The organism is Burkholderia sp. 9777_1386 (genome assembly GCF_015712265.1).
GTDB lineage: Bacteria > Pseudomonadota > Gammaproteobacteria > Burkholderiales > Burkholderiaceae > Burkholderia > Burkholderia cenocepacia.
The window spans coordinates 64,151-87,301 of the sequence record NZ_JACCQB010000014.1 but is presented as its reverse complement, the minus strand read 5'-3'; the positions used below and the strand labels follow the sequence as shown (position 1 = coordinate 87,301).

22 protein-coding genes are annotated in these 23,151 nt (G+C 69.3%); 10 read left to right on the top strand and 12 right to left on the bottom strand.

From position 1 onward, the window contains the following. Positions 1-38: 38 nt before the first annotated feature. From hpaD to hpaI, 4 genes are read left to right on the top strand one after another with little or no spacing between them, the layout of a single operon-like run. Entirely contained in the window at positions 39-887 is an 849-nt protein-coding gene (gene hpaD / locus H0X91_RS13770) for a 3,4-dihydroxyphenylacetate 2,3-dioxygenase (protein WP_006494970.1), read from the top strand. A 44-nt stretch (positions 888-931) separates the two neighbouring features. Beyond that, entirely contained in the window at positions 932-1,324 is a 393-nt protein-coding gene (locus H0X91_RS13765) for a 5-carboxymethyl-2-hydroxymuconate Delta-isomerase (RefSeq protein WP_006494969.1), read from the top strand. Between the two features lie 20 nt (positions 1,325-1,344). After that, on the top strand, positions 1,345-2,148 hold the full coding sequence (gene hpaH, locus H0X91_RS13760; RefSeq protein ID WP_006490710.1) for a 2-oxo-hept-4-ene-1,7-dioate hydratase: 804 nt from the start codon (positions 1,345-1,347) through the stop codon (positions 2,146-2,148). Positions 2,149-2,160: 12 nt separating this feature from the next. Continuing rightward, complete coding sequence (hpaI, locus tag H0X91_RS13755; protein ID WP_034202416.1) at positions 2,161-2,967, top strand: 4-hydroxy-2-oxoheptanedioate aldolase; 807 nt, start codon at positions 2,161-2,163, stop codon at positions 2,965-2,967. 78 nt (positions 2,968-3,045) lie between these two features. On the opposite strand, the gene H0X91_RS13750 is transcribed toward hpaI, so the two are convergent. Continuing rightward, positions 3,046-3,837, bottom strand: a complete 792-nt coding sequence (locus H0X91_RS13750; RefSeq protein ID WP_006490701.1) for an AraC family transcriptional regulator — start codon at positions 3,835-3,837, stop codon at positions 3,046-3,048. Between the two features lie 95 nt (positions 3,838-3,932). On the opposite strand from H0X91_RS13750, the gene H0X91_RS13745 reads away from it, so the two are divergent. Together H0X91_RS13745 and H0X91_RS13740 are read left to right on the top strand one after the other, a co-directional pair. Beyond that, complete coding sequence (locus H0X91_RS13745; RefSeq protein ID WP_058903056.1) at positions 3,933-4,184, top strand: hypothetical protein; 252 nt, start codon at positions 3,933-3,935, stop codon at positions 4,182-4,184. Positions 4,185-4,214: 30 nt separating this feature from the next. Then, the gene (locus H0X91_RS13740; protein WP_058903057.1) at positions 4,215-5,177 is read left to right on the top strand and encodes a quinone oxidoreductase family protein; all 963 of its coding nucleotides are present in this window, start codon (positions 4,215-4,217) and stop codon (positions 5,175-5,177) included. 144 nt (positions 5,178-5,321) lie between these two features. Here the strand turns inward: H0X91_RS13740 and H0X91_RS13735 are convergent, their stop codons facing one another. From H0X91_RS13735 to pdxR, 5 genes are all read right to left on the bottom strand, one after another. Next, positions 5,322-6,413: a porin gene (locus tag H0X91_RS13735; protein ID WP_034202414.1), complete on the bottom strand. Its 1,092-nt coding sequence runs from the start codon at positions 6,411-6,413 to the stop codon at positions 5,322-5,324. Between the two features lie 154 nt (positions 6,414-6,567). After that, positions 6,568-7,635: an ABC transporter ATP-binding protein gene (locus H0X91_RS13730; protein WP_034202413.1), complete on the bottom strand. Its 1,068-nt coding sequence runs from the start codon at positions 7,633-7,635 to the stop codon at positions 6,568-6,570. Further along, positions 7,628-9,400 (bottom strand): ABC transporter permease, encoded by a 1,773-nt coding sequence (locus H0X91_RS13725; protein ID WP_058903058.1) that lies wholly within the window; start codon positions 9,398-9,400, stop codon positions 7,628-7,630. Before H0X91_RS13725 ends, H0X91_RS13730 begins: the two co-directional genes overlap by 8 nt. Before the next feature lie 108 nt (positions 9,401-9,508). Beyond that, positions 9,509-10,609, bottom strand: a complete 1,101-nt coding sequence (locus tag H0X91_RS13720; protein WP_006490712.1) for an ABC transporter substrate-binding protein — start codon at positions 10,607-10,609, stop codon at positions 9,509-9,511. Positions 10,610-10,805: 196 nt separating this feature from the next. Next, a complete protein-coding gene (pdxR, locus tag H0X91_RS13715; RefSeq protein WP_012493301.1) occupies positions 10,806-12,284 on the bottom strand; it encodes a MocR-like pyridoxine biosynthesis transcription factor PdxR in 1,479 nt (492 codons plus the stop codon). 101 nt (positions 12,285-12,385) lie between these two features. Here pdxR and H0X91_RS13710 point away from each other — a divergent pair, with 101 nt between their 5' ends. The 4 genes from H0X91_RS13710 (at position 12,386) to H0X91_RS13695 (ending at position 16,972) form a co-directional block, all read left to right on the top strand. Then, a complete protein-coding gene (locus H0X91_RS13710) occupies positions 12,386-13,621 on the top strand; it encodes a multidrug effflux MFS transporter (protein WP_058903059.1) in 1,236 nt (411 codons plus the stop codon). 126 nt (positions 13,622-13,747) lie between these two features. Then, complete coding sequence (locus H0X91_RS13705; protein WP_006484260.1) at positions 13,748-14,428, top strand: response regulator; 681 nt, start codon at positions 13,748-13,750, stop codon at positions 14,426-14,428. Between the two features lie 79 nt (positions 14,429-14,507). Next, positions 14,508-15,935: a sensor histidine kinase gene (locus H0X91_RS13700; RefSeq protein WP_062885665.1), complete on the top strand. Its 1,428-nt coding sequence runs from the start codon at positions 14,508-14,510 to the stop codon at positions 15,933-15,935. A 140-nt stretch (positions 15,936-16,075) separates the two neighbouring features. Next, positions 16,076-16,972, top strand: a complete 897-nt coding sequence (locus H0X91_RS13695) for a hypothetical protein (RefSeq protein WP_143272472.1) — start codon at positions 16,076-16,078, stop codon at positions 16,970-16,972. Between the two features lie 19 nt (positions 16,973-16,991). Here H0X91_RS13695 and H0X91_RS13690 read toward each other — a convergent pair whose 3' ends face one another. From H0X91_RS13690 to H0X91_RS13665, 6 genes are all read right to left on the bottom strand, one after another. Continuing rightward, on the bottom strand, positions 16,992-17,858 hold the full coding sequence (locus tag H0X91_RS13690; protein ID WP_062885504.1) for an MOSC domain-containing protein: 867 nt from the start codon (positions 17,856-17,858) through the stop codon (positions 16,992-16,994). 95 nt (positions 17,859-17,953) lie between these two features. Then, the gene (locus H0X91_RS13685) at positions 17,954-18,907 is read right to left on the bottom strand and encodes an ABC transporter substrate-binding protein (protein ID WP_006484257.1); all 954 of its coding nucleotides are present in this window, start codon (positions 18,905-18,907) and stop codon (positions 17,954-17,956) included. A 33-nt stretch (positions 18,908-18,940) separates the two neighbouring features. Next, a complete protein-coding gene (locus tag H0X91_RS13680) occupies positions 18,941-20,122 on the bottom strand; it encodes a c-type cytochrome (protein ID WP_058903062.1) in 1,182 nt (393 codons plus the stop codon). A 50-nt stretch (positions 20,123-20,172) separates the two neighbouring features. Further along, positions 20,173-20,994 carry an ABC transporter ATP-binding protein gene (locus H0X91_RS13675; protein ID WP_058903063.1) on the bottom strand — a complete coding sequence of 274 codons (822 nt, stop codon included), beginning with the start codon at positions 20,992-20,994 and terminating at the stop codon, positions 20,173-20,175. Next, on the bottom strand, positions 20,988-22,085 hold the full coding sequence (locus H0X91_RS13670) for an ABC transporter permease (RefSeq protein ID WP_058903064.1): 1,098 nt from the start codon (positions 22,083-22,085) through the stop codon (positions 20,988-20,990). The genes H0X91_RS13675 and H0X91_RS13670 overlap by 7 nt, the downstream gene beginning before the upstream one ends. A gap of 4 nt (positions 22,086-22,089) precedes the next feature. Then, on the bottom strand, positions 22,090-23,124 hold the full coding sequence (locus tag H0X91_RS13665) for an ABC transporter substrate-binding protein (protein WP_006494956.1): 1,035 nt from the start codon (positions 23,122-23,124) through the stop codon (positions 22,090-22,092). Positions 23,125-23,151 lie beyond the last annotated feature (27 nt).

Genomic DNA, 23,151 nt, shown 5'->3' with positions numbered 1-23,151 from the left:
GGCCGTGTTGTCGCAAGAACGATAGGGAGACTTGAACGATGGGCAAACTGTCCCTCGCCGCGAAAATCACGCACGTGCCGTCGATGTACCTGTCGGAATTGCCCGGCAAGCATCACGGCTGCCGTGAAGCGGCGATCCGCGGCCACCAGTTGATCGGCGAGCGTTGCCGCGCGCTCGGCGTCGACACGATCGTCGTGTCGGACGTGCACTGGCTCGTCAACGCGGGCTATCACGTGAACTGCAATGCGCGGTTCGCGGGCACCTATACGAGCAACGAGCTGCCGCATTTCATCCGCGACATGCAGTACGCGTATCCGGGCAACCCGGCGCTTGGCCGGCTGATCGCGGAAACGGCCACCGAGCGCGGCGTCGCGACGCGCGCACACGAGATCGACAGCCTCGAACTCGAATACGGCACGCTCGTGCCGATGCGCTACATGAACGGCGACCAGCATTTCAAGGTCGTGTCGATCGCCGGCTGGTGCATGTGGCACACGCTCGACGAAAGCCGGCGCTTCGGCGAGGCGCTGCTCGAAGCGATCGAGAAGAGCGATTCGAACGTCGCGTTCCTCGCGAGCGGCTCGCTGTCGCACCGCTTCAACGACAACGGCAGCCCCGAGGAATCGATCCATCAGATCAGTCGCGAATTCTTCCGGCAGGTCGACCTGCGCGTGGTCGAGCTGTGGAAGCAGGGCGATTTCAAGACCTTCTGCGCGATGCTGCCCGAGTACAACACGCATTGCCACGGCGAAGGCGGCATGCACGACACCGCGATGCTGCTCGGGCTGCTCGGCTGGGATCGTTACGACCGGCCCGTCGAGATCGTCACCGACTATTTCGCGAGCTCGGGCACCGGGCAGATCAACGCGATCTTCCCGCTGCCCTGAGCGTTGCCGCCCGCCACGCCCTCGAATCCGACCGGAGAGTTGCCATGCCGCACATCGTCGTCGAATACACCGCGAACATCCGCGACGACGCTCGCATTCCCGCGCTGCTGCGCACGATCAACGCGACGCTGATCGCGCAGGGCGGCGTGTTCCCGACCGGCGGCATCCGGTCGCGCGCGATCGAGCTGCACGACTACTGCGTCGCCGACGGCACGGAGGACGACGCGTTCGTCCACGTGACGCTGAAGATCGGCTCGGGCCGCACCGATGCGCAGAAAAAAGCCGCGTGCGACGCGCTGTTCGACGCGATCAAGGCCCATTTCGCCGAGCTGTACGCGAAACGCTATCTCGCGCTGTCGATGGAACTGACCGAGTTCAGCGAAAGCGGCTCGTACAAGCACAACAACATTCACGCCCGCTACAAGCGGGCCGGCTGAACCCCATTCCCGATCCGACCATGCTCGAACCCGCCCTCATCGACCAGCTCGCGCACCGTCTGCACGACGCCGAGCGCGCACGCACGCAGATCCGCCAGATCTCGCTCGACCATCCCGACATCACGATCGACGACGCCTATGCGATCCAGCGCGCGTGGGTAACCCTCAAGCTCGCGGAAGGCCGCACGCTGAAGGGACACAAGATCGGCCTCACGTCGAAGGCGATGCAGAGTTCGTCGCAGATCGACGAGCCCGACTACGGCGCGCTGCTCGACGACATGTTCTTCGCGGACGGCGGCACGATCCCGACCGGCCGCTTCATCGTGCCGCGCGTCGAGGTCGAGCTCGCGTTCGTGCTCGGCAAGCGGCTCACCGGCCCGAACTGCACGATCTTCGACGTGTACGACGCGGTCGACTACGTGGTGCCCGCGCTCGAGATCATCGACGCGCGCAGCCAGTCGATCGACCCCGACACCCAGCGGCCGCGCAAGGTGTTCGACACGATCGCCGACAACGCGGCGAACGCGGGCGTCGTGATCGGCGGCCGGCCGGTGCGCCCGCAGGACGTCGATTTGCGCTGGGTCGCGGCGATCATGTCGCGCAACGGCGTGGTCGAGGAAACCGGCGTGGCAGCCGGCGTGCTGAACCATCCGGCGAACGGCGTCGCGTGGCTCGCGAACCGGCTGTCGCGCTTCGACGTCGCGCTGGAGCCGGGGCAGATCGTGCTCGGCGGGTCGTTTACGCGGCCGTGCGCGGCGCGCTCGGGCGATACGTTCAGCGTCGACTACGGCCCGCTCGGGACGATCCAGTGCTATTTCGAGTGAGGTGAGCGAACGATGCAGATTCCGTCGAATGTCTTCAAGGCCGCGCTCGCGCGCGGCGACGCGCAGATCGGTTTGTGGCTCGGTCTCGCGAATCCGTACAGCGCCGAAGTGGTCGCGGGCGCCGGTTTCGACTGGCTGCTGATCGACGGCGAACATGCGCCGAACACGGTGCCGACGATCCTCGCGCAACTGCAGGCGATCGCGCCGTATCCGTCGCATCCGGTCGTGCGCGTGCCGTGGAACGATCCGGTGATCGTCAAGCAGGTACTCGATCTCGGCGCGCAGACGCTGCTCGTGCCGATGGTGCAGAGCGCGGACGAGGCGCGCGCGGCGGTGGCGGCGACCCGTTACCCGCCGCACGGGATTCGCGGTGTCGGCAGTGCGCTGGCGCGCGCATCGCGGTGGAATCGCGTCGGCGAGTACCTGCATCGCGCGAACGACGAGATGGCCGTGCTCGTGCAGGTCGAGACGCGCGCGGGGCTGGAGGCGATCGATGCGATCGCGCGGGTCGACGGCGTCGATGGCGTGTTCATCGGGCCGGCTGATCTTGCGGCCGATCTCGGCCATCTCGGCCATCCGGGGCACCCGGACGTGCAGACCGCGATCGACGGCGCGATCCGCGCGATCAAGGCGGCCGGCAAGGCGCCGGGCATCCTGAGCGCGGATGAAGCAGCCGCGCGGCGCTATCTGGAAGCGGGCGCGTCGTTCGTCGCGGTCGGCGTCGATACGACGCTGCTGGCACGGAGCGCGGAGCGGCTCGCCGCGCAGTTCAAGGGGAGCGGCGGCGCCGCCGCGAAGCAGGGCGACGGCACGTATTGACGCAGCGGCGGGCGGTTTTCCCGTGCCGAGCGCCGGCCGTTCGTCGCGCGGCGTCATGCCGGCGCATGGCGGCCCTACTTATCCCGGTGCTTGCCGTCCCGCCTCCAGGTACCTTCCCGGCGTCGTCCCCAGCGCGCGCCGGAACATGTCGATGAACGCGCTCACGTTGTCGTACCCGAGATCGAGCGCGATCGTCGTCACCGGCACGCCGTCGGCAATGCGCTCCAGCGCCCGCAGCAGCCTGGCCTGCTGACGCCACTGCGCGAACGTCAGCCCCGTCTCGGCGACGAAGCGGCGGCTCATCGTCCGCGCGCCGATGCCGGCCCATTCGGCCCATTCCTCCAGCCGCCGGTCGTTCGCGAGATCCGCGGCCAGCGCATCGGTGATCTTCACGAGCCGCGGGTCCCGCGGCCGGACCAGCCCCAGGGCCTCGGCTTCCGACGCCGCGATTTCATCGAGAATCACGTCGGCGATCCGCGTCTGCGCGGCATTCAGATCGGAATCGCCCCAGCTCGCCGCGCGCTGCACGGCTTCGCGCAGCAGCGGCGTCGTGCGGATCGCGCGCGGCGTCGCCGGCAGCGCCGCGCAGCGGGCTTCGGCGACGAACGCCGACCAGCCGGCAATCGGCCCGAACGAACGCAACGAATGCCGGCAATGCGGCGGAATCCAGATTGCATGAATCGCCGGCACGACCCACTCCTGGTCGTCGAGGCCGATCGTCACGAGCCCGCTCAGCGCGCCGACGAGCTGGCCGCGCGCATGCGAATGCGGCGCGGTGATGCGCGGGTCGCGTTGCGACAGGACGGCGGCGACCACGAACGGGCCGTCGTCGGACGTGACGAAGCGGGCGGGCAGGAGTGGATCGGACATGGCCGGATATCGGTATCGAATGGCTGTTATACCGGAGATCGGCCGGATTCGCACGCCTACACTGCGTCCATCGATGACAACCGGAGTACGACGCGATGCGAGCCGAACAGATGCTTCCCGACCATGCCGACCGGATCGATGCCGGCGGAACGACGATCCGCAAGGGGACCGTCGGCGCGTTTCTGGTCAACGCGCGTGTATTGACCGATCCGAACGCTGCCCCGGCCGAGCGGGCGCGTGCGGAGGCCGACGCGATCGATGCGTTGCCCGCGCTGCGTGCGCTCGGCCTGTTCGACGTGCTGGAAGTACGCGATCCCGCGCTGCGCGCATGGCTCGATGCCCGGTAAGGCCTACCCTCCAGAATCGAAGGAATCACCATGAAAGCAGCAGTCGTCGAAGGCGCCGGACAGCGTCCGGTTCATACGGAGTTCGAATCGCCGAGTGCGATGCCGGGCCACAGCCTGATCGACGTGACGGCGTCCGCGCTGAGCCGCATCGCGCAGGGGCGTGCGGCGGGTACGCATTATTCCTCCGTTGGCGCTTATCCGTTCGTTGTGGGTGTCGACGGCGTGGGGCGTCTCGATGATGGCCGGCGCGTCTACTTCTTCGGTGCGCCCGCGCCGTTCGGTGCGATGGCCGAACGCACGATCGCGCCGGATACGCAGTGCGTGCCGCTGCCGGACGCGCTCGACGATGTCACGGCCGCGGCGATCGCGATTCCCGGGATGTCGTCGTGGGCGGCGCTGACCGAACGCGCGAGGTTCGTCGCGGGCGAGACGGTGCTCGTCAATGGCGCAACGGGCACGTCGGGGCGGCTCGCGGTGCGGATCGCGAAGCATCTCGGCGCGGCGAAGGTGATCGCGACGGGCCGCAACGCGGCCGCGTTGCAGGCGTTGCTGAGTGCCGGCGCGGACGCGGTGGTGTCGCTGCAGCAGGACGACGTGCATCTGGCGCGGGCGCTCGAACCGCATTTCCGCGCGGGCGTGGACGTCGTGCTCGATTATCTGTGGGGCGCCAGCGCGCAGACGCTGCTGGTTGTCGCCGCGAAGGCGACGCCCGGCGGCCGGCGACTGCGTTTCGTGGAGATCGGCTCGATCAGCGGCGCGGATGTGCTGTTGCCGGGCGCCGTGCTGCGCGCGACCGCGATCGAGCTGATGGGCAGCGGCTTGGGCAGCGTGCCGTTGCCGCGCCTGCTGGCGTCGGTGCGCGGCGTGTTCGAAGCGGCCGGCGAGGCAGGACTCGCGATCGACACGCGCACGGTGCCGCTGTCGGCCGTTGGCGAACACTGGGGCGATTCGAGCAGCGTCGTGCGTCCGGTGTTCACGATGCGTGGCGGGTGAGCGGCGGATCGCCACGTGGCGGGCCGGATGTGGCGTGAGCGCCGGGTTGCGCGGCGGCATCGGGCCATTCGCCGTCATGCCGCCGCGCGTAACGTGAAAGCAGGCGGGGCGGCCGATCACCCGCTGCCGCTCGTCACGTCAGCTTCAAAACCGCTGCTGAATCCCCGCCGTGACCCCGACCTGCGTGGTGCCATACCCGGCGAAATCGCGCGACACGCCGACCTTCTGGTCGTGTTTCGCGATCGCGAACGCGCCGGCCGCATACAGCACCGTCCGCTTCGACAGCGCGTAGTTCGCGCGCACCGACACCAGCGTCGGGTCGGCGTCCGTGCCGCCCTTGATGTTCTGGTGATAGACGGCCGCGATCAGCGAGAACGTCGGCGTGAACTGGTACGACCCGCCGAGCCAGTACATGTCGCTCAACTGGTTCGCGGCCGTGGTGTGGAACGTGCGCCGATAGTTGCGATAGCCGGCCATCGTTTTCAGGTTGCCGAAGTCGTAGCTCAGGCCCGCGTGGATGCTCTGGATGTAGTTGACGGTATCGGCCGGCGTGACGCTGTCGGCCGCGCCGTTTTGCCGGTCGAACGTGACGACGGCGGCGAACGGCCCCGTCTCGTAGCCGACCGCGAAATCGTACTTCGAGCTGGTCTTCATGCTGCCCGGCACGTTGCCGAAACCGTACAGCGCGCCGAACTTGAAGCCGCTGAATTCGCCGTCGTAGCGCACCGCGTTCGACGAGCGCGTGAACAGGCCGTCCTTGCGGCCGCCGGTCGCCATCGACGAGGTCGCCCACGAGTAGTTCTGCGCGTAACCCATCGGGTCGAACGGCAGCATGTAGTCGTAAGTGACGGTGAAGTTGCGGCCGAGCGACAGTTCGCCCCATTTGCCTTTCAGGCCGACCGTCGCGCGGCGCGCGAAGATCGAGTCCGGGCCGTCGTCGGACGCGCCGTTCGCGAGGTCGATCCCGCTTTCGAGGCGGAACACGGCCTTCAGCCCGCCGCCGAGATCCTCGACGCCGCGCAGGCCCCAGCGCGACGTGTTCTTGTTGCCCGACTTGAGCTTGACCGAATTGCCGCCTTGCGGCGCCGCATGGTTCGTGAATTCGATGCCGGCGTCCATGATCCCGTACATCGTGACCGACGACTGCGCGTGCGCGGCGCCTGCCGCGAGGCCGGCCACGGCGGCCGACCCGGTCAGGACGGCGGCGCGAAGGGAACGGTGTGCGCATGACTTCATTGGCGGTGTCTCCTTGGTTCTTGTGGGTTGGGTGAAACGGATACGGCGCGCGACCGCCTGCGGCGGACGCCGGGAAGCGTCCGCCGGACGGAAGGCCGTTGCGTGGCGTGAGGCGCGCGACATGCGCGGCGGCAGGCGAGCCGCCGCGCCCGGGTCAGCCCGCTTTCGCGAACGCCCAGCAGTCGTTGGTCGGGAATTCGATCCAGTGCTTGCCGGCCGCGCGCGGCACATGGCCGAACGCACGCAGGCGCATCTCGCCGCAATGGAACAGGTATTCCCAGCGGTCGCCGAGATACATCGACGTGACGAGGTCGGCCTGCAGCCGGTTCGCGCCCGGGCCGTCGGCGACCTGCACGCGTTCGAGGCGGATCACGGCCTGGGCGTCCTGGCCGGGCGCGAGCGCGTCGCGGGCAAGCGCCTGCAGTTGCCAGCCGTCGCCGGCGAGCGTCACGCATTCGCCGTCGATCGCGGCGACGCGCGCGTCGATCCGGTTGTTGCTGCCCATGAATTCGGCGGTGTACAGCGAGCGCGGCGCGCCGTACAGCTCGGCCGGCGTGCCTTCCTGCTCGATGCGGCCGTTGCGCAACAGCAGGATGCGGTCGGACATCGCCATCGCTTCGGTCTGGTCGTGCGTCACGCAAAGGGCCGACAGCCCGAGCGACACGATCAGCTCGCGCAGCCACGCACGTGCCTCCTCGCGCAGCTTCGCGTCGAGGTTCGACAGCGGCTCGTCGAGCAGGATCACGGGCGGGTTGTAGACGAGCGCGCGGGCGATCGCGACACGCTGCTGCTGGCCGCCCGACAGTTGATGCGGAAAGCGTTCCGCGAGATGGCCGAGGCCGAGCTGGTCGAGCGCGGTCTGCACGCGGCGCTTCTGTTCGGCCGGTGCGACGCGGCGCAGCTTGAGCCCGTAGCCGACGTTGTCGGCGACGGTGCGGTGCGGCCACAGCGCGTACGACTGGAACACGAGGCCGAGCGAGCGCTGTTCGACCGGCAGGTCGATGCGCTGCGCGCCGTCGAAGAACACGCGGTCGTCGAGCTGGATGCGGCCGTCGGACGGCTGTTCGAGGCCGGCCACCGCACGCAGCAGCGTGGTCTTGCCGCTGCCCGACGCGCCGAGCAGGCACACGACTTCGCCGGCCTTCAGTTCGAACGACACGCCCTTGAGGATCGGGTTGGCGCCGTAGCTGAGATGCAGGTCGTCGACGATGAGCTTATCCATGAAGTTTCACTCCGAAGCGCAGGGCCACGCCGAGACCGGCGCCGACCATCGCGATGTTGATGACAGAGAGCGCGGCGACCTGGTCGACGGCGCCGGTCGCCCACAGCGACACGAGCAGCGCGCCGATCACTTCGGTGCCGGGCGACAGCAGGTAGACGGCCGTCGAGTATTCGCGCTCGAAGATCATGAAGATCAGGAGCCACGCGGCGAGCAGGCCGAAGCGCACGAGCGGCAGGGTCACGTCGAGCGATACGCGGCTGCGGGTCGCGCCGACGCTGCGGCCGGCTTCCTCGAGCTCGGGGCCGACCTGCAGCAGCGCGCTCTGGATGAGCCGCATCCCGTACGCGAGCCACACGACCGTGTACGCGATCCAGATGCTCCACATCGAGTTCTTCAGCTCGCGCAGGCCGGGCACGAACAGGAAGATCCACAGGAACGCGAGACCGGCGAGGAGACCCGGCACCGCGCGCGGCAGCAGCACGAGGTAGTCGAGCAGCTTGGTCGCCCAGTCGGGGCGGCGGTGGCCGGCGAACGCGACGAGCGAGTAGAAGCCGATCGCGAGCGCGCCGCCGATCACGCCGATGCCGAGCGTGTTGACGATCGCGCGCACCAGGTTGTCCTGCTCGAACAGTTCGATGAAGTTCGACAGCGTCAGCACGTCGGCGAGCGGCACGCCTTCGCCCCAGTTGGTCACGAACGCGCGCAGCACGATGCCCGAGATCGGCACGATCACGGTCAGCATCAGCCACAGCGCGACGATCGCGAGCGCGACCCAGCGCCACACGCCGAGCGGCAGCACCGTCGCGCGGCCGGCCTTGCCCTTCACGGTGACGAAGCGGTTCGCGGTCTTCAGCAGGCGGCGCTGCAGCAGCACGAGCGGGAACGTGATCGCGACGATGCACACCGCGACCGCGGCCATCAGGTGATACGACGGCACGCCGAGCTTGTTGGTCAGCTTGTACAGGTAGGTCGCGAGCACGAGGTGGCCTTCCGGATCGCCGAGCACGAGCGGCAGCCCGAACACCTCGAAGCCGAGGAAGAACACCAGCACGCCGGCGAACAGCAGCGCGGGCATCGTCATCGGCAGGCTCACGTCGAGCGCGACGCGAAACGGGCGGGCGCCCGTCACGCGGGCGGCTTCCTCGACGTCCGAGCCGAGGTTGCGCAGCGCGGCCGACGAATACAGGTACACGTGCGGCACGTGCGTGAGGCCGACGATCACCGTGATCGCGAAGATCGAATACACGTTCCAGGGTACGCTCTGCACCTCGAACAGTTCCTTGAACCACACCGAGTAGAAGCCGACCGGGCCGGCCGCGACCACGTAGCCGAACGCGAGCACCATCGGCGACACGAACACCGGCGTGAGCAGCAGCGGTTCGAGCCAGCGGCGGCCGGGCAGGTCGGTGCGCACCATCAGGAACGCGAGGATGCCGCCGAGCGGGATCGAGATGAACAGCATCCCGCCGGCGATGATGAACGAGTTCTTCACGGCCGACCAGAAGTCGGGATCGCTGAAGATGAAGCGGAAGCCTTCGATGCCGAGCGTCTTGTTCGCGTCGAAGAACGGCGCGGACAGCAGGCTCTGGAACAGGATGAAGCCGAGCGGCAGCGCGACCGCGACGGTCAGGACCGCGACGACGATCCAGCGCAGCATGCCGGCGAGCGGCTGCAGGCTGCTGACCGGCAGCGCGGGAATCGCGTCGCGCGGGCCGGTGGCGGGCGGAACGGCCGGTGCCGTGCCGCGGGTGCTGGTTGAAAGCATGAGTTCGCCCCTGCGGCCATCCGGATGGCCGCCTCAAGGAAGTCGGTAAGGGGAAGGGGCCGTCCGCGCGACGTGCGGCGGGCGGCCCGAGGTCAGCGGCTCAGCGCATCAGCGCTTGATCGCCTGCTGCCATTGCTTCAGGAACGCGAGGCGCTTCGACTGGTCGAGATAGACGAGCAGACCGGTGCCGATCTGGATCGGCTTCAGCGAATCGCCGAGCTCCTTCGTGAGGCTCGCGGCCGACGTTTCGCCGCTCACGTCCGTGCGGATCGCGTACAGGTTCGCCTGGTTCGCGATCAGCGTCTGGCCGCGTTTCGACAGCAGGTAGTCGACCCACAGCTTCGCGGCGTTCGGGTTCTTCGCCTTCTTCGATACCGTGGCGAGGCGGCTCACGACCTGCGTGTAGTCCTTCGGAAACACGTAGCCGATCGACTTGTCCTTCTTCGCCTTCGCGTACGCATACGACCCGATGATGTTGTAGCCGATCAGGTTCTCGCCCGACGAGATGCGCTCCATCATCGCGCCCGTGCTCGACTGCAGCTTCGGGCCGGTCGCGCCGATCGCCTTCACGAGTTCCCACGTGACCTTCTCGTTCACGTGCGCGTCCTGCGTCAGGTAGTTGAAGCCGACGCCCGATTTCTCGATGTCGTAGGTCGTGACCTTGCCCTTGAACTTGTCGGCCTGCGTGGTGAGCAGCTTGATCAGGTCGGCGCGGGTCTTCGGCACCTCGTTCTCGGGGATCAGGCGCTTGTTGTAGACGATCGCCAGCGGTTCGAACGTCGTGCCGTACGCCTGCTTCTGGTACTGCGCCCATTGCGGCACGTTCGGGCTTTCGGGCGAATCGTAGGACGCCATCAGGCCGTCGTTGACGAGCTTGACCTGCAGGTCCATCGCCGAGCTCCACAGCACGTCGGCGCTGGTGCTGCTCGCCGCGTTCTCGCTGATGTAGCGGTTGTACAGCTCGGTGCTGTTCATGTCGTTGTACTCGACTTTCACGCCGTACAGGCTTTCGAAGTCCTTGATCAGCGGACGCACGAGGCCCGTGTCGGTGGTCGAGTAGACGATCAGCTTGCCTTCCTTCTTCGCGGCGTCGATCACGCCCTGGTAGTTCCCCGGGTAGCCGGCCGGAACCTGCGCGACGGCGCTGCCGGCGGCAGTGCCCAGAACGACCGCGAGCGCGGCGGCGAGTTGCTTCGGTGCAAACGGCATGTCTTCCTCCAGTGATGCGTGGGTTTTGTTCGAGTGACGCGGATGTTAATTGCGGGGCACTTTCAGCCTGCTTTCATTCCGGTGCGCAATCGCGCCGTCCGTGTCATGGATTTCCCGAGGTCGACGCGGCCGCCGCCGCGGGTTGCGCGGCGTGCGGCGGGGCGTGAAGGGGGAGGACGCGGCGCGTGGTCGCGCGCTATGCGGAGGCGGCCAGCAACTGGCCGAGGACGCGGCCGCCATGCCGCGCGTGCGCGGCCGTCAGCGCGGCATAGCCGACGACGACGCCCGCTTCGCACCGGGCGCTTCGACAGAAGCCGCGGATCGGCTGCAGCGCGATGCCGGCCGCGCGGGCTTGCGCGACCCAGCCCGCGTCGTCGAGGCCGGGCGGCAGCCACAGCACGAAATGAAAGCCCGCGTGCTCGCCGGTCACCGTGTACCGGCCGCCGGCATGTTTGGCCAACTGGTCGAGCACGATGTCGCGCCGCTGGCGGTACGCGTGGCGGGCGGCGCGCAGGTGCTTCGCGAAATCGCCGTGGCCGATGAAGCGGGCCAGCGCCAGCTGGGGCGCGACGCCGACCGAGCGCGCGGTCGCGTGCCAGACGGCGGACAGCGCCGGCCGCAGTGCCGCCGGCACCACCATGAAGCCGATGCGCAGCCCGGAAAACAGCGTCTTGTTGAACGACCCGCAATAGATCACGCGGTCGCACGCGTCGAGCGATTTCAGCGCGGGCAGCGGGGCGGTCTGGTAGCTGAATTCGCCGTCGTAGTCGTCCTCGATGATCCACGTGCGGTGGCGCTGCGCCCAGTCGAGCAGTTCGAGCCGGCGCGAGACCGACATCGTGACGCCGAGCGGCGCCTGATGGGCGGGTGTCACGTACGCGGCGCGCGCATCGGGATGGCGCTCCAGCGACGCGGTGTCGATTCCTTCCCGGTCGACCGGCACGTCGATCACGGTCGCGCCCGCGAACGTGAAGATCTGCCACGCCGACGCATAGCCGGGGTCCTCCATCAGCACCGTCGAGCCGGGCGCGAGCAGCGTGCGTGCGACGAGGTCGATCGCGTGGCGGATCCCGGTCGTGATGACGATGTCGGCGGCCCCGCACGGGATGCCGCGGTATTCCCGCAGGTACGCGGCGATTCCCGCGCGCAGGCCCTCGACGCCTTGCGCCGGCGTCGCGCCGAGATCGTCCGCCGTCGCGGCGAGCAGGCTGGCGCCGAGCGCCTTCTTCCATTGCTGCATCGGCAGCAGGCCGGGATCGGCGAGCCGCGCGACGAACGGGACGCCGGGGCGCACGCCGTGCTCGGGCTCGGCCGGGGCGGCCGGCGCCGGCGAAGCCGGGATGGGGCGCGGGGCGCCGCCGCGCGACTGAGCCGTCGCGCGCAGATAGCTGTCCGGCACGACCGCGCACACGCGCGTGCCGGACCCTTGCGTACGGGCGATGTAACCCTCGGCGCACAGGATGTCGTACGCCGCTTCGACGGTGCCGCGCGCGACATCCCAGCGCGCGGCCAGCGTCCGGCTCGACGGCAGCGGGCTGTCGCCCGGCAGCAGGCGTTTCAGGATCGCGTCGCGAATCGTGTCGGCGATGCATTCCTGCTTCGACTGCGGGCTGCCGCCCGACAGCCCGGCAGGGCGCGGCAGGTCCAGCGGAATCGCGGCTTTGCCTCGCGGCATAGTGGTCCAGTCAATGGGCGATTTAATGGTCCTTCAGCTTATATCACTTTCGCCTTAGATTGCTGTCGACCCCACTCATCCGACCCACACGGACCTACCGCATGAAGACGCGCTCACTACCCCGCCGGGGCTGGCTGTTCCTGTTGATGCTCGTCGTGTGCCTGCCGCGCGTCACGATCGATGCGTACCTGCCGTCGCTGCCCGCGATGGCGGATGCGCTGCACGGCACCGACGCGCAGTTGCAACTCACGCTGACCCTCTACATGGTCGGCTATGCGCTGTCGATGCTGGTGTCGGGGCCGCTGTCCGACCGCTATGGCCGACGCCCGGTGCTGCTCGGCGGCCTGTGCCTGTACGTCGTCGCGAGCGTCGCGTGCGCATGGTCGACCAGCATCCCGGCGCTGATCGCCGCGCGCGTGTGCCAGGCGCTGGGCGGCTGCAGCGGCACGGTGATCGGCCGCGTGATCGTGCGCGAGCGCTTTCCGGCCGCGACGCAGGCCACGATGCTCGGGCATATTTCGGCCGGCATGGCGCTGTCGCCGGTGGTCGCGCCGCTGGCCGGCAGCGCGATTGCCGAGTGGCTCGGCTGGCGCGGCGTGTTCGGCTGGCTGGCGGCGGGCGGGCTGGTCGCGACCGCGATGGTGCTGCGCTACCTGCCTGAAACCCGTGAACGCGACGCGCGGCCGCCCGCCGGCGCCGGGCTGCTGCGGACCTACGCCGGCCTGCTGCGCGACCGGCGTTTCCTGCGCTATTCATTCGCGATCAGCTTTGCCTACTGCACCTACTATCCGTTCATCGCGGAATCGTCGACGCTGTTCCAGCGGCACATCGGGGTGTCCGGGCCGGTCTATGCAGCGATCTTCGGCGTGACCGTGCTCGGCTACCTGATCGGCTCGAATGCGTTCGCGCGGACCAGCGTGCGCTGGTCCGCCGATTCGGTCATCGCGGCGGCGGCGGTCGTCAATCTGGCCGGCGCCGCCGCGCTGTGGGTCGGCGGCGCGATCGCCCCGACGTCGGTGACGGCGCTCGTCGTGCCGATGTTCGTCGTGATGATCGCGGTCGGGATCGCGATTCCGGCCTGCCAGTTCGCGGTGATGCAGCCGTACACGCAGATCGCCGGCACCGCGTCGGGGCTGTTCTTCTTTATCCAGATGGCGATCACGGCCGCGTGCGGCGGCGTGCTGGCGTGGCTGTCGGACGGTACCGCGCACCCGATGATCGTCGTCACGGCCGGCGCGAGCATCGCGTTCGTCGCGGTGGTGGCCGGTTTTCGCGAGCGCGGCGTGGCCGGCGAGGCGCGCATCGCGGCGCGCAACCGTGCGGCGGCCGAACGCTGAGGCGCGGTGGCCGGCATCGCGCGCGGCGGGTTCGCGACACCCGCGCAACCCGTGTTTCCGCGAGGCGTGGAGACGGAAAGGATCATGTAATGTAGCGGGCTGTTCGCTGACCTCACCGGAATCCCCATGCGTGTGCTGCTCGTCGAAGACAACCCGAACCTGGCCCAGTCGCTGAACGACGCGCTGAGCGCCGCGCGCTTCGCGGTCGATCACATGGCCGACGGCGAGGCGGCGGACCACGTGCTGCGCACGCAGGACTACGCGCTGGTGATCCTCGATCTCGGGTTGCCGAAGCTCGACGGGCTGGAGGTGCTGCGGCGATTGCGTGCGCGCCGCAATCCGGTGCCGGTGCTGATCCTTACCGCGCACGGGTCGGTCGAGGACCGCGTGAAGGGGCTCGATCTCGGCGCCGACGACTACCTCGCGAAGCCGTTCGAGCTGACCGAACTGGAGGCGCGCGCCCGCGCGCTGATCCGGCGCAGCCTCGGTCACGAGCATTCGCGCGTCGAATGCGGGCCGCTTTCGTACGACAGTATCGACCGCAGCTTCCATCTCGCGGGCGAGCCGCTGTCGCTCACGCCGCGCGAGCGCTCGGTGCTCGAGGTGCTGATCCTGCGCAACGGTCGCGCGATCAACAAGGACACGCTGTCGGAGAAGATCTTCGGGCTCGACGAATCGGTCAACGCGGACGCGATCGAGATCTACGTGTACCGGTTGCGCAAGAAGCTGGAGAACACGGGCGTCGCGATCGTCACGCTGCGCGGCCTGGGCTATCTGCTCGAAGCGAAGGCGGAGACGGCTGAATGAGCGGCCCCCGCGCTCACGGTCATTCGCTGCCTCCCGAGGGAGCGCATGCGTTCCTCGGGGCGGCGCGGCGGCAGGCATGATGACCCGCCCGAACCTGCGCGCGCAGGTCGCGCTGTGGCTGCTGCTGCCGCTGCTCGGCCTGCTCGCGCTCGACTCGTGGCTCACGTACCAGCGTGCGATGAGCGCCGCGCACGTCGCGTTCGACCGCACGCTGTCGTCGTCGCTGAAGTCGATCCGCGAAGGCGTGCGGCTCAACGACGGCGAGGTCGAGGTCGACCTGCCGTATCTCGCGCTCGAAATGCTCGAATCGAGCGACGGCGGCAAGATCTACTACCTGATCCGCGAGGACAACGGCCACACGATCACCGGCTATCCGGACCTGCCGCTGCCGCAGGGGCGCGACGCGGGCGACGGCGCGCCGTTCGTCACGCGCTACTACGACGTCGTGTATCGCGGCGAGCAATTGCGGATGGCCGCGCTGCGCATTCCGGTGCACGACGTGCCGACCGCGCAGTCGCGCATCGTCTGGGTGATGGTCGGCGAGACGATCGAGGCGCGCCAGGCGCTCGCGCGCGAGATCCTGATCGGGTCGCTGCTGCAGGAAGGGCTGCTCGTCGTGCTGGCGCTCGGGATCGTGTGGCTCGGCGTCGGCCGCGGGCTGCGGCCGCTGAACCGGCTGTCGGCCACCGTCGCCGCGCGCAGCGAGGACGACACGACGCCGCTCGACACCGGCGCGATGCCGAGCGAGCTCGCGCCGCTCGTCGATTCGATCAACCAGTACATCGGCCGCACGCAGCGGATGCAGGTGGCGCGGCGGCGTTTCTTCGCCGATGCGGCCCATCAGCTGAAGACGCCGCTCGCGGCCGTGCAGGCGGGCGTCGAGCTCGCGTTGCGGCCCGACGAGCAGCCGCGCGCGAACGTGCACCTGCGGCGCGCGAACGGCGCGGTGCGGCAGGCCGCGAAGATCGTCCAGCAATTGCTGTCGCTGTCGCGGCTCGATTCGGACAGCGGCCATGCGGTCGCGCACAAGCCGGTCGCGCTGCACCGGCTCGCGCGCAGCGTGACGCTCGACTGGTCGCCCGTCGCGCGCGCACGCGACATCGATCTCGGCTTCGAGCACGAGGCCGACGTCGACGTGCTCGGGCAGTCCGACTTGCTCGGTGAAATGGTCGGCAACCTGATCGACAACGCGATCCGTTATGCGGGCGACCGTGCGGTGATCACGGTGCGCGTCTCGCGCGACGGCGCGGACGCGCGGCTCGACGTGATCGACAACGGGCCCGGCATTCCGGCCGACGAACGCGACGCGGTGTTCGAGCGCTTCCATCGCGGCAGCAAGACGCAGACGGTCGAAGGAACGGGGCTCGGGTTGTCGATCGTGCGGGAAATCGCGCGTGTGCATCAGGGCAGCGTGACGCTGGCCGATGCGGCCGGCGGCGGGCTGATCGTGACGATCCGGCTGCCGGCGGCGCGGGCTGTGGAGCGTGCGCGGTCGGACGGCGCATGAGGGGCGGGCAAGCGTACGGTGACGTGCGTGACGGCGCGGACGGGCTGAACCGCGCACGTTTCAACCACGCCCCACATACCGAGGCCGCGCATCGTGCCGAAAAGCGCGCTCCGTAGCCTCATAAATGTCAGGATATTCCGATGAATTTCACAACTTGTTCGCGTTCCCGCTTCCGTTTCTCGTTCGCATCCGCGCGAGGCGTCCGTGGTGCCGCATTCGGCATGGCCGCGGTACTGTCCGTGTTCACGGTCGGTGTGCCTTCACATGTACATGCGGCCGACCAGGCCGATCAGGCGATCGAAGTCGATCGCGCGGGCAATCGCCTGGAGTCGTTGAACCCGATGACCGCTGCGCAATCGTCCAACGACGAGGAAGGCTGTACCGCCGACCGGCAGCTCTGCGTCGAGATCGTTCGGGGAGATGCCGATCACGAACCTGCGTTGCGAATCACGCGGTTCGCCGGGCAACCGGCCGACGTGCACGTCGATCTCGACGATCCGTCCGACGGCCACGGGCGCTTTGCATTGTGGCCGCGCGTGCTGCGGGGCGCGGGTGGGGACGTGATCGTCGGCGTCAGGTTCGATATGTCCACCGGCTACTCGGGCGGAGGGGCATCGGCTTCGGAGTTGCGCCTGATCCGCGTCGTGGCCGGCGATCGAGTACCGCGGACGCAACAGGTGCTTGCGGTGCCACTGTCGGGATCGGCGACGATCCGGGCATGCTTTTCCGAACGCGACCAGCGAAGGCGGCTCGGCGCTTGTCACGACGACTACGCGTTCGACGCGACGTTGAGTCTGGACCGGAGCGTCCGCGCCGGTTTGCCGCGACTGCTGTATGCCACGCGCGCCTCGAGCTTTCCCGGGCACGTGTCGCGCGACAAGGACTCGCTTGCCGCGCCGCCGCTGCGCAAGCGCGACCTGGTGACGGCAGTGGATCGCACCTGCACGTATCGGCGCACGTTCCGGTTCGATCCGTCAGCCGGCAGTTATACGCCCGACCGGCCGCTTCCCGATTGCGAGGGCTATACGGTTCCTTGAGCACCGCTTTGAGTGCCGCTCAATCGCCGAAGCCGATCTCCGCTTCGACCGGCTGCCCGACTTCGAGCCACGCACCCGCACCTTCGACGACGATCGCATTGATGCCGAACGTCAGCGCACCGTCGTAGTTCGGATTCGCGCGATAGGTCTGCATCGTGTCGGTCGGCTCGTGCGGCCATGCGGGATCGGGCGCGCCGGTCGCCTGGTCGATCGTCGGCATCGGGCAGCGCGTGCACAGCTTCACGAGTCGCAGCCGCACCGGCGTGTCGCCGTCGACGTCGAGATGCTCGACGAAATCCTCTTCGTACGCGTCGAGATCCGACACGACGATGTTCGGCCGGAAGCGGTTCATCGGGATCGCCGGCGCGCCTTTCGCGGCAAGCCGCGCGTTCAGGTCGTCGAGCGACGACTGGCCGATCACCAAAAGCGGATAGCCGTCCGCGAACTGCGTATGCGTATCGATCTCGCCGGTCCATTTGCGATTGCAGCCGCGGCGTGCATCGGGGCCGAAGCGCGCGAGCTTCGTCGGCACGCCGAGGAATTCGGTGAGCCACGCGGCCGTTTCGGCGCCCGTGTCGATCGCGTCGACGGTGTCGCGCCACACGGTCGCCGCCATCTTCGGCGTGGCGGGCGTCGCGTCGCCGTCGAGCGGCGTGCGCAGTGCCGGCATGCCCGGCGCGTTCAGCACGAGCGCATCGTTGTCGAGCGTCGGACGGATCAGCGCGAGACGCGGATGCGTGCGCTGCGTGAGCATCTGCCCGCGCGGATCGGTGATCAGCCAGTGGCGGTCGTAGGCGAGGCCCGTTTCAAGCAGTTGCGCGCGCGTGAGCGCGATGCCGGCGCAGGATTTGATCGGGTAGACGAAGAGTTCGGTGATGGCTGGCATGACGCTGGCTGACGGCGGGATGATCGAATCGCGATTGTGCCAGATCGGGCCGAAGCCGTTTGGGCGGCCGCGTACCGCCTACCGCCACGTATCCGTCACCCGAGCGGGAAGCCGGTGTCGAAGGTCGTGCGCACGTCGAGCGGCTGGCGCAGCAACCCGGCCTTCAGGTAGAAGTCGGCCGTGCGCTGCTGTTCGGCGATCACCGTCGCGTCGATCGGTAGCCAACGCGTGCCGCGGCGCTCGAATTGCAGCTTCGCGGCGGCCGGCGGAATGCCGATGATGCGCGCGAGCGCCGCCGAATACGCGTCGGCGTGCCGGTACGACCAGGCCTGCGCGCGCACGACGCGTCGCAGGAAATCGTGCAGCACGTCGCGCTTCGAGGCGATCGCCGCGTCGGTTGCCGCGAGATAGCTGAGGCCCGACCACAGTCCGCGGCCGTTGACCAGCACGCGCGCGCGGCCGCTCGTTTCGGCGAGCGCGGTGTAGGGCTCCCAGGTCGCCCACGCGTCGATCGAACCGGTGGCGAGCGCCAGCATCGTGTCGGCCGGCGGCAGGAAGCGGAACGACACGGCATCGGGCGGCAGGCCGGCCGCATCGAGCGCCTTCAGCGTGACGAAATGGCCGATCGAGCCGCGCGTGGTGCCGATGCGCTTGCCCTTCAGGTCGGCCGCGCCTTTCAGCGCGGCGTCGGGTTGCACGAGCACGGCCGTGCCGTACGGATCGGAACGGTTCGCGCCGATCACCTTGATGCGGGCGCCCGATGCGAGCGCGAAGATCACCGGCGCGTCGCCGATCGGCCCGCAGTCGACCGCGGCCGCGTTCAGCGCTTCCGCGAGCGGCGCGGCGGCCGGAAATTCGGTCCACGCGATGTCGTACGCGAGGCCGTTCAGTTCGCCGGCCGCTTCGAGCAGCGCGCGCAGCCCGCCTTTCTGGTCGCCGGCGCGCAGCAGCGGCCGTGTACCGGATTGCGCGCGCAGCGCAGTCGGGGCGGCGGCGATCGTGGCAAGGGCGCTCGCCTGCGCGAGGAAGTGGCGTCGGGTCGGATTCATCGTGAAGTTCGGTTGAAGGAAGGATTCGTGGGTTCAATGCGGGAGCCCGGCCTGTACGTCGCGCACGGGTTCGTTGTCGACGCGCAGCAGCAGCGCGGTCAGTGCGTCGCCGCTGGTGGCGCGCGCGGCCGGCCGGGCCACCGCATCCGAGCGGCACAGCAGGTCGGCGTCCGACCAGCCGGCGCTGCCCGGCAACGCCCGCGCGCGCAGCCAGCCGCGTCGATCCGCAAGCAGTTGCGTGCCGCCGAGTGCCTCGGGCGCGACGCCGGCAATCGTCGCGAACGCGCGCCACGCATCGGCGGTCGTCGCGACGCAGTTCGCGCGCGAGCCGGTCGACGGCGGCACCGCCCCCCCGTTTTCCGTGACCAGCAAGGTCTGCCAGCGCGCATCTTCCGGCGGTGGCGTGGTGCCCGGCTCGAGCGCGACGACGCGCACGCGCTGGCCTTCGCGCCAGCGCTCGAGCGCTTGAGGCGCGGCGTCGCCGCACCGCACGTCGAGGGCCGGCAGCGGGACCGGCACCGGCCACGCGCCTTGCGCCTGCGCGCCGCTGCCGGCGGCCAGCGCTTTCAGGTAGTCGAGCACGGCCCAGGTGTCCTGCGGGCCGAGTGTCGCCGCGAAGCCGGGCATCGTCGACGCGCCGTGCTCGTCCTGCGTGCCGTGGCGCACGCGCCAGAACAGTTCGCCGTCGAGGCGACGCGCGAGCAGCGTGCCGGCGAAGGTCGGCGGCCAGTGCGCGAGCGTGGCGGCGAGCGGCCCTTCGCCGCGTCCGTCCGCGCCGTGGCAGGCCGCGCAATGTTGCGTATACAGGTGCGCGCCGCGCATCACGTTCGCTACGGAAAACGGCGCGGGATCGCGCTGGAAGCTCGTCGGCACGGCCGGCGCGAGCCACAGCGAAGCGGGCGGCCACGGCGCGAACCATGCGACGGCCAGTGCGGCGATGGCCGATGCGATACGCCACTTGCGCGAAGCGAGCGCGGTGCACGCGAGCACGACGGCCAGCGCCGTCACGCCGCAGGCGAGCGCGAGCTGCCGTGTGAGCCCCGCATCGATGCGCAGCGTTTCGAGCGCGATGCGATGCGCCCACGGCCACGCGGCCTGGCCATCGGCGTCGCCGGTCAGGCCGATCGCGTGGAGCCCATGCGCCAGCGCGATTTGCGCGCGATACAGCAGTTGCAGGAATGCGATGGCCCAGTCGGCGAACGGCGGCGCATTCATCGCGCGCGTCTCCGCCGGACGGTAATCAAACGTCGAACGGCATCCGGCATCTACCAGCTCGCATCGAGCCCGAGATACCGCAGCGCGTCGTGGCGCAAGGCGGCGAGGCGCGGGTCGCCGCGATGGCGCGGGTAGGGCAGGTCGACGCGCAGTTCGGCGACGATCCGGGCCGGCCGCGGCCCGAACACGATCACGCGCTGCGCGAGGAACAGCGCTTCTTCCACGTCGTGCGTGACGAGCAGCGCGGAGAAACCGTCGCGTTGCCACAGCGCGGTCAGCTCGGCCTGCATCGTGAGCCGCGTCAGCGAATCGAGCTTGCCGAGCGGCTCGTCGAGGATCAGCAGGCGCGGATCGTTGACGAGCGCGCGGGCGAGTGCGACGCGCTGCGCCATCCCGCCGGACAACTGATGCGGAAACACGTTCGCGAACTCCTGCAGCCCGACGCGCGCGAGCGCATCGTCGACGCGATGCTGCGCGGTGCGCGCCACCCCGCGCGCTTCGAGGCCGAGCGCGACGTTCGCGCGCACGCGCCGCCACGGGTACAGCGTCGGGTCCTGGAACACGACGATGCGCGACGGATCGGGGCGCTCGATCGGCACGCCGTCCTGCGCGATGGTGCCTTGCCGCGCGGCGTCGAGCCCCGCGACGAGGCGCAGCAGCGTCGATTTCCCGCAGCCGCTCGGGCCGAGCAGCGCGACGAATTCGCCGGCCGCGACCGACAGCGACACGTCGTCGAGCACCGGCAGCGCGCCGCCGGGGCCGTCGAACGCGTGGCTCACGCGGCGGATGTCGATGCGCGCGCCGCGCGGCGGCGTGACGGCGGGCGCCGCGGCAGTGGCCGCGGACGGTTCGAGTACGGCGGCGCTTACCATTTGACGGTTCCTTTCTGCCACGCGAGCACACGGTCGCGCAGCGCGAACAGCAGCGCGATCAGCCCGGAAAACAGCAGCGCCATCACGATCAGCGCCGCATACATGTTCACGTACGACGCCCAGCCTTGCGCCCAGCTCAAATACCAGCCGAGCCCCGACTTGACGCCCATCATCTCGGCGACGACCAGCACCGTGAACGACGCGCTGAGCCCCATGAAAATGCCGACGAACACGTGCGGGAGTGCGGCCGGAATCGCGACGCGCAGCACGAGGAAGCGTGCGTTCGCGCCGAGCGTGCGCGCGACGTCGTAGTACTGCTTGTTCACGCTCGCGACGCCCGACCACGTGAGCACCGCGACCGGGAACCCGGTGGCGAGCGCGATCAGGAACGCGGCGGCCGAATAGCTCGACGGGAAGAAGTAGAACGTGAGCGGCAGCAGCGCGGTGGCCGGCACCGGCCCGAGCACGCGCAGCACCGGATGCACCCAGTAGCCGATCCGGCGCGACCAGCCGATCGACACGCCCACTGCGAAGCCGACCGTGACGCCGTACGCGAAGCCGAGCGCGAGCAGCTTCAGCGTGTTGGCGGCGCTGCCGGCGAGGCGCGGCCAGTCGTCGACGTAGACTTCGATCAGCGCCTGCGGCGGCGCGAAGAACGGCGTCGGCAGCCAGCCGGTTTTCGCGGTGACGATTTCCCACGCGGCGAGCACGAGCGGCAGCGCGACGAGCCACGGGCCGGCCGGACGCACGCGTGCGAGCCGCGTGCGGGTCGCCGCAACGAGATGGCCGAGCGTCGCGGCGACGAGCAGCAGCGCGGCGATCGTCCACGCGGCCGTGCCGAACGTGTCGGTGTACGCCCAGTCGCTGAAGCCGACGATCCGGTTCGGCCACAGTTGCGTGAGCGCGCCGAGCGCGGCCCACGCGACTGCGGCGGCGATCCCGGTCGGCCAGGTACGCTCGCGCCGCGCTTGCGCGGCCAGCGTGGCCTCGCACGTCGTGCAGGCCGGGCGAGCGGAAGCTGTAGCGTTGGCGGCGGCGCCGGCCGGAGCCGATGCGGTGCGTGCGGCGGAAGCGTGTTCGATCGTCGACATCGCATTACCCCAGTACGTTCGCATAGACCTGCTGCGCGAAGCGCTGCGGGTCCGTGCTCTTCTTCAGTACGCTGATGCGGCGGAAATCGTCCGCATAGAACGCGATTTCCTGCTGCAGGTCGACGTTGGTCGGGTGATGCGTGTAGGTGAGCGTTGCGTACAGCTTGCGCAGATCCTCGGGGCTGATCTTCGGCGAATACTTCGCGAACACCTTCGCGGCTTCGTTCGGGTTGTCGTGCGTGTACTCGGTGGCCTGCACGATCGAGCGCGCGAGCGCGGCGGCCGACGGCCGGTCGTTGCGCACGAGGTCGCCGCGCGCGCCGATCACGCAGCACACCTTGCGCGCGTATTCGCCGGACAGGTTGGTCGCGAGTTCGGTATACGCGCCGTTGCTGCGTTTTTCGAGCAGATAGAGGTTCGGGTCGCCGTCGGCGATCGCGTGGATCTCGCCCTTGTCGACCGCGACGCCGAGCAGGTCGGCCGGATACTGTCGCCACGTGATGTCGCGCTCCGGATCGATGCCGTTCTTCGCGAGCAGGATCGAGAAGAAGTGCTTGCCGGGCGCGGCCAGATCGCTGACGCCGACCGTCTTGCCCTTCAGCGCCTGCAGCGTCGTGACGCCGGCCGCCTTCGCGCCGAGCAGGCGCACGCAGCCGCCGTGCGAGCTGCCGATGATCTTCACGTCGAAGCCGGCCTCGAGCGGCTTGAGCCAGCGGTGGATCATCCCGACCGCCGCGTCGGCCTTGCCGGTCGCGATCGACTCGAGCAGCTGGTCGGTCGAGCCGCTGTAGTTGATCAGCTCGACCTTCAGCCCGTTCTTCTCGAAGAAGCCGCGCTCCTGCGCGACGACGATCGGCGTCAGGCAGAACGCGTTCTGGTTCCACGCGAACGTCAGCTTCTTCAGCGGCGGCGCGGACCAGGCCTTGCGGCCGAGCGTGATCGCCGGTACGGCGAGCGCGGCGGCGCCGGCCGCGCGCAGCAGCCGGCGGCGTTGGTCGTCGTGTGCGTCGGCGGGCGCGGGTGCGGTGGTGTGGGTCATTGTGTGGTCTCCGGGGTAGCGCAAGGG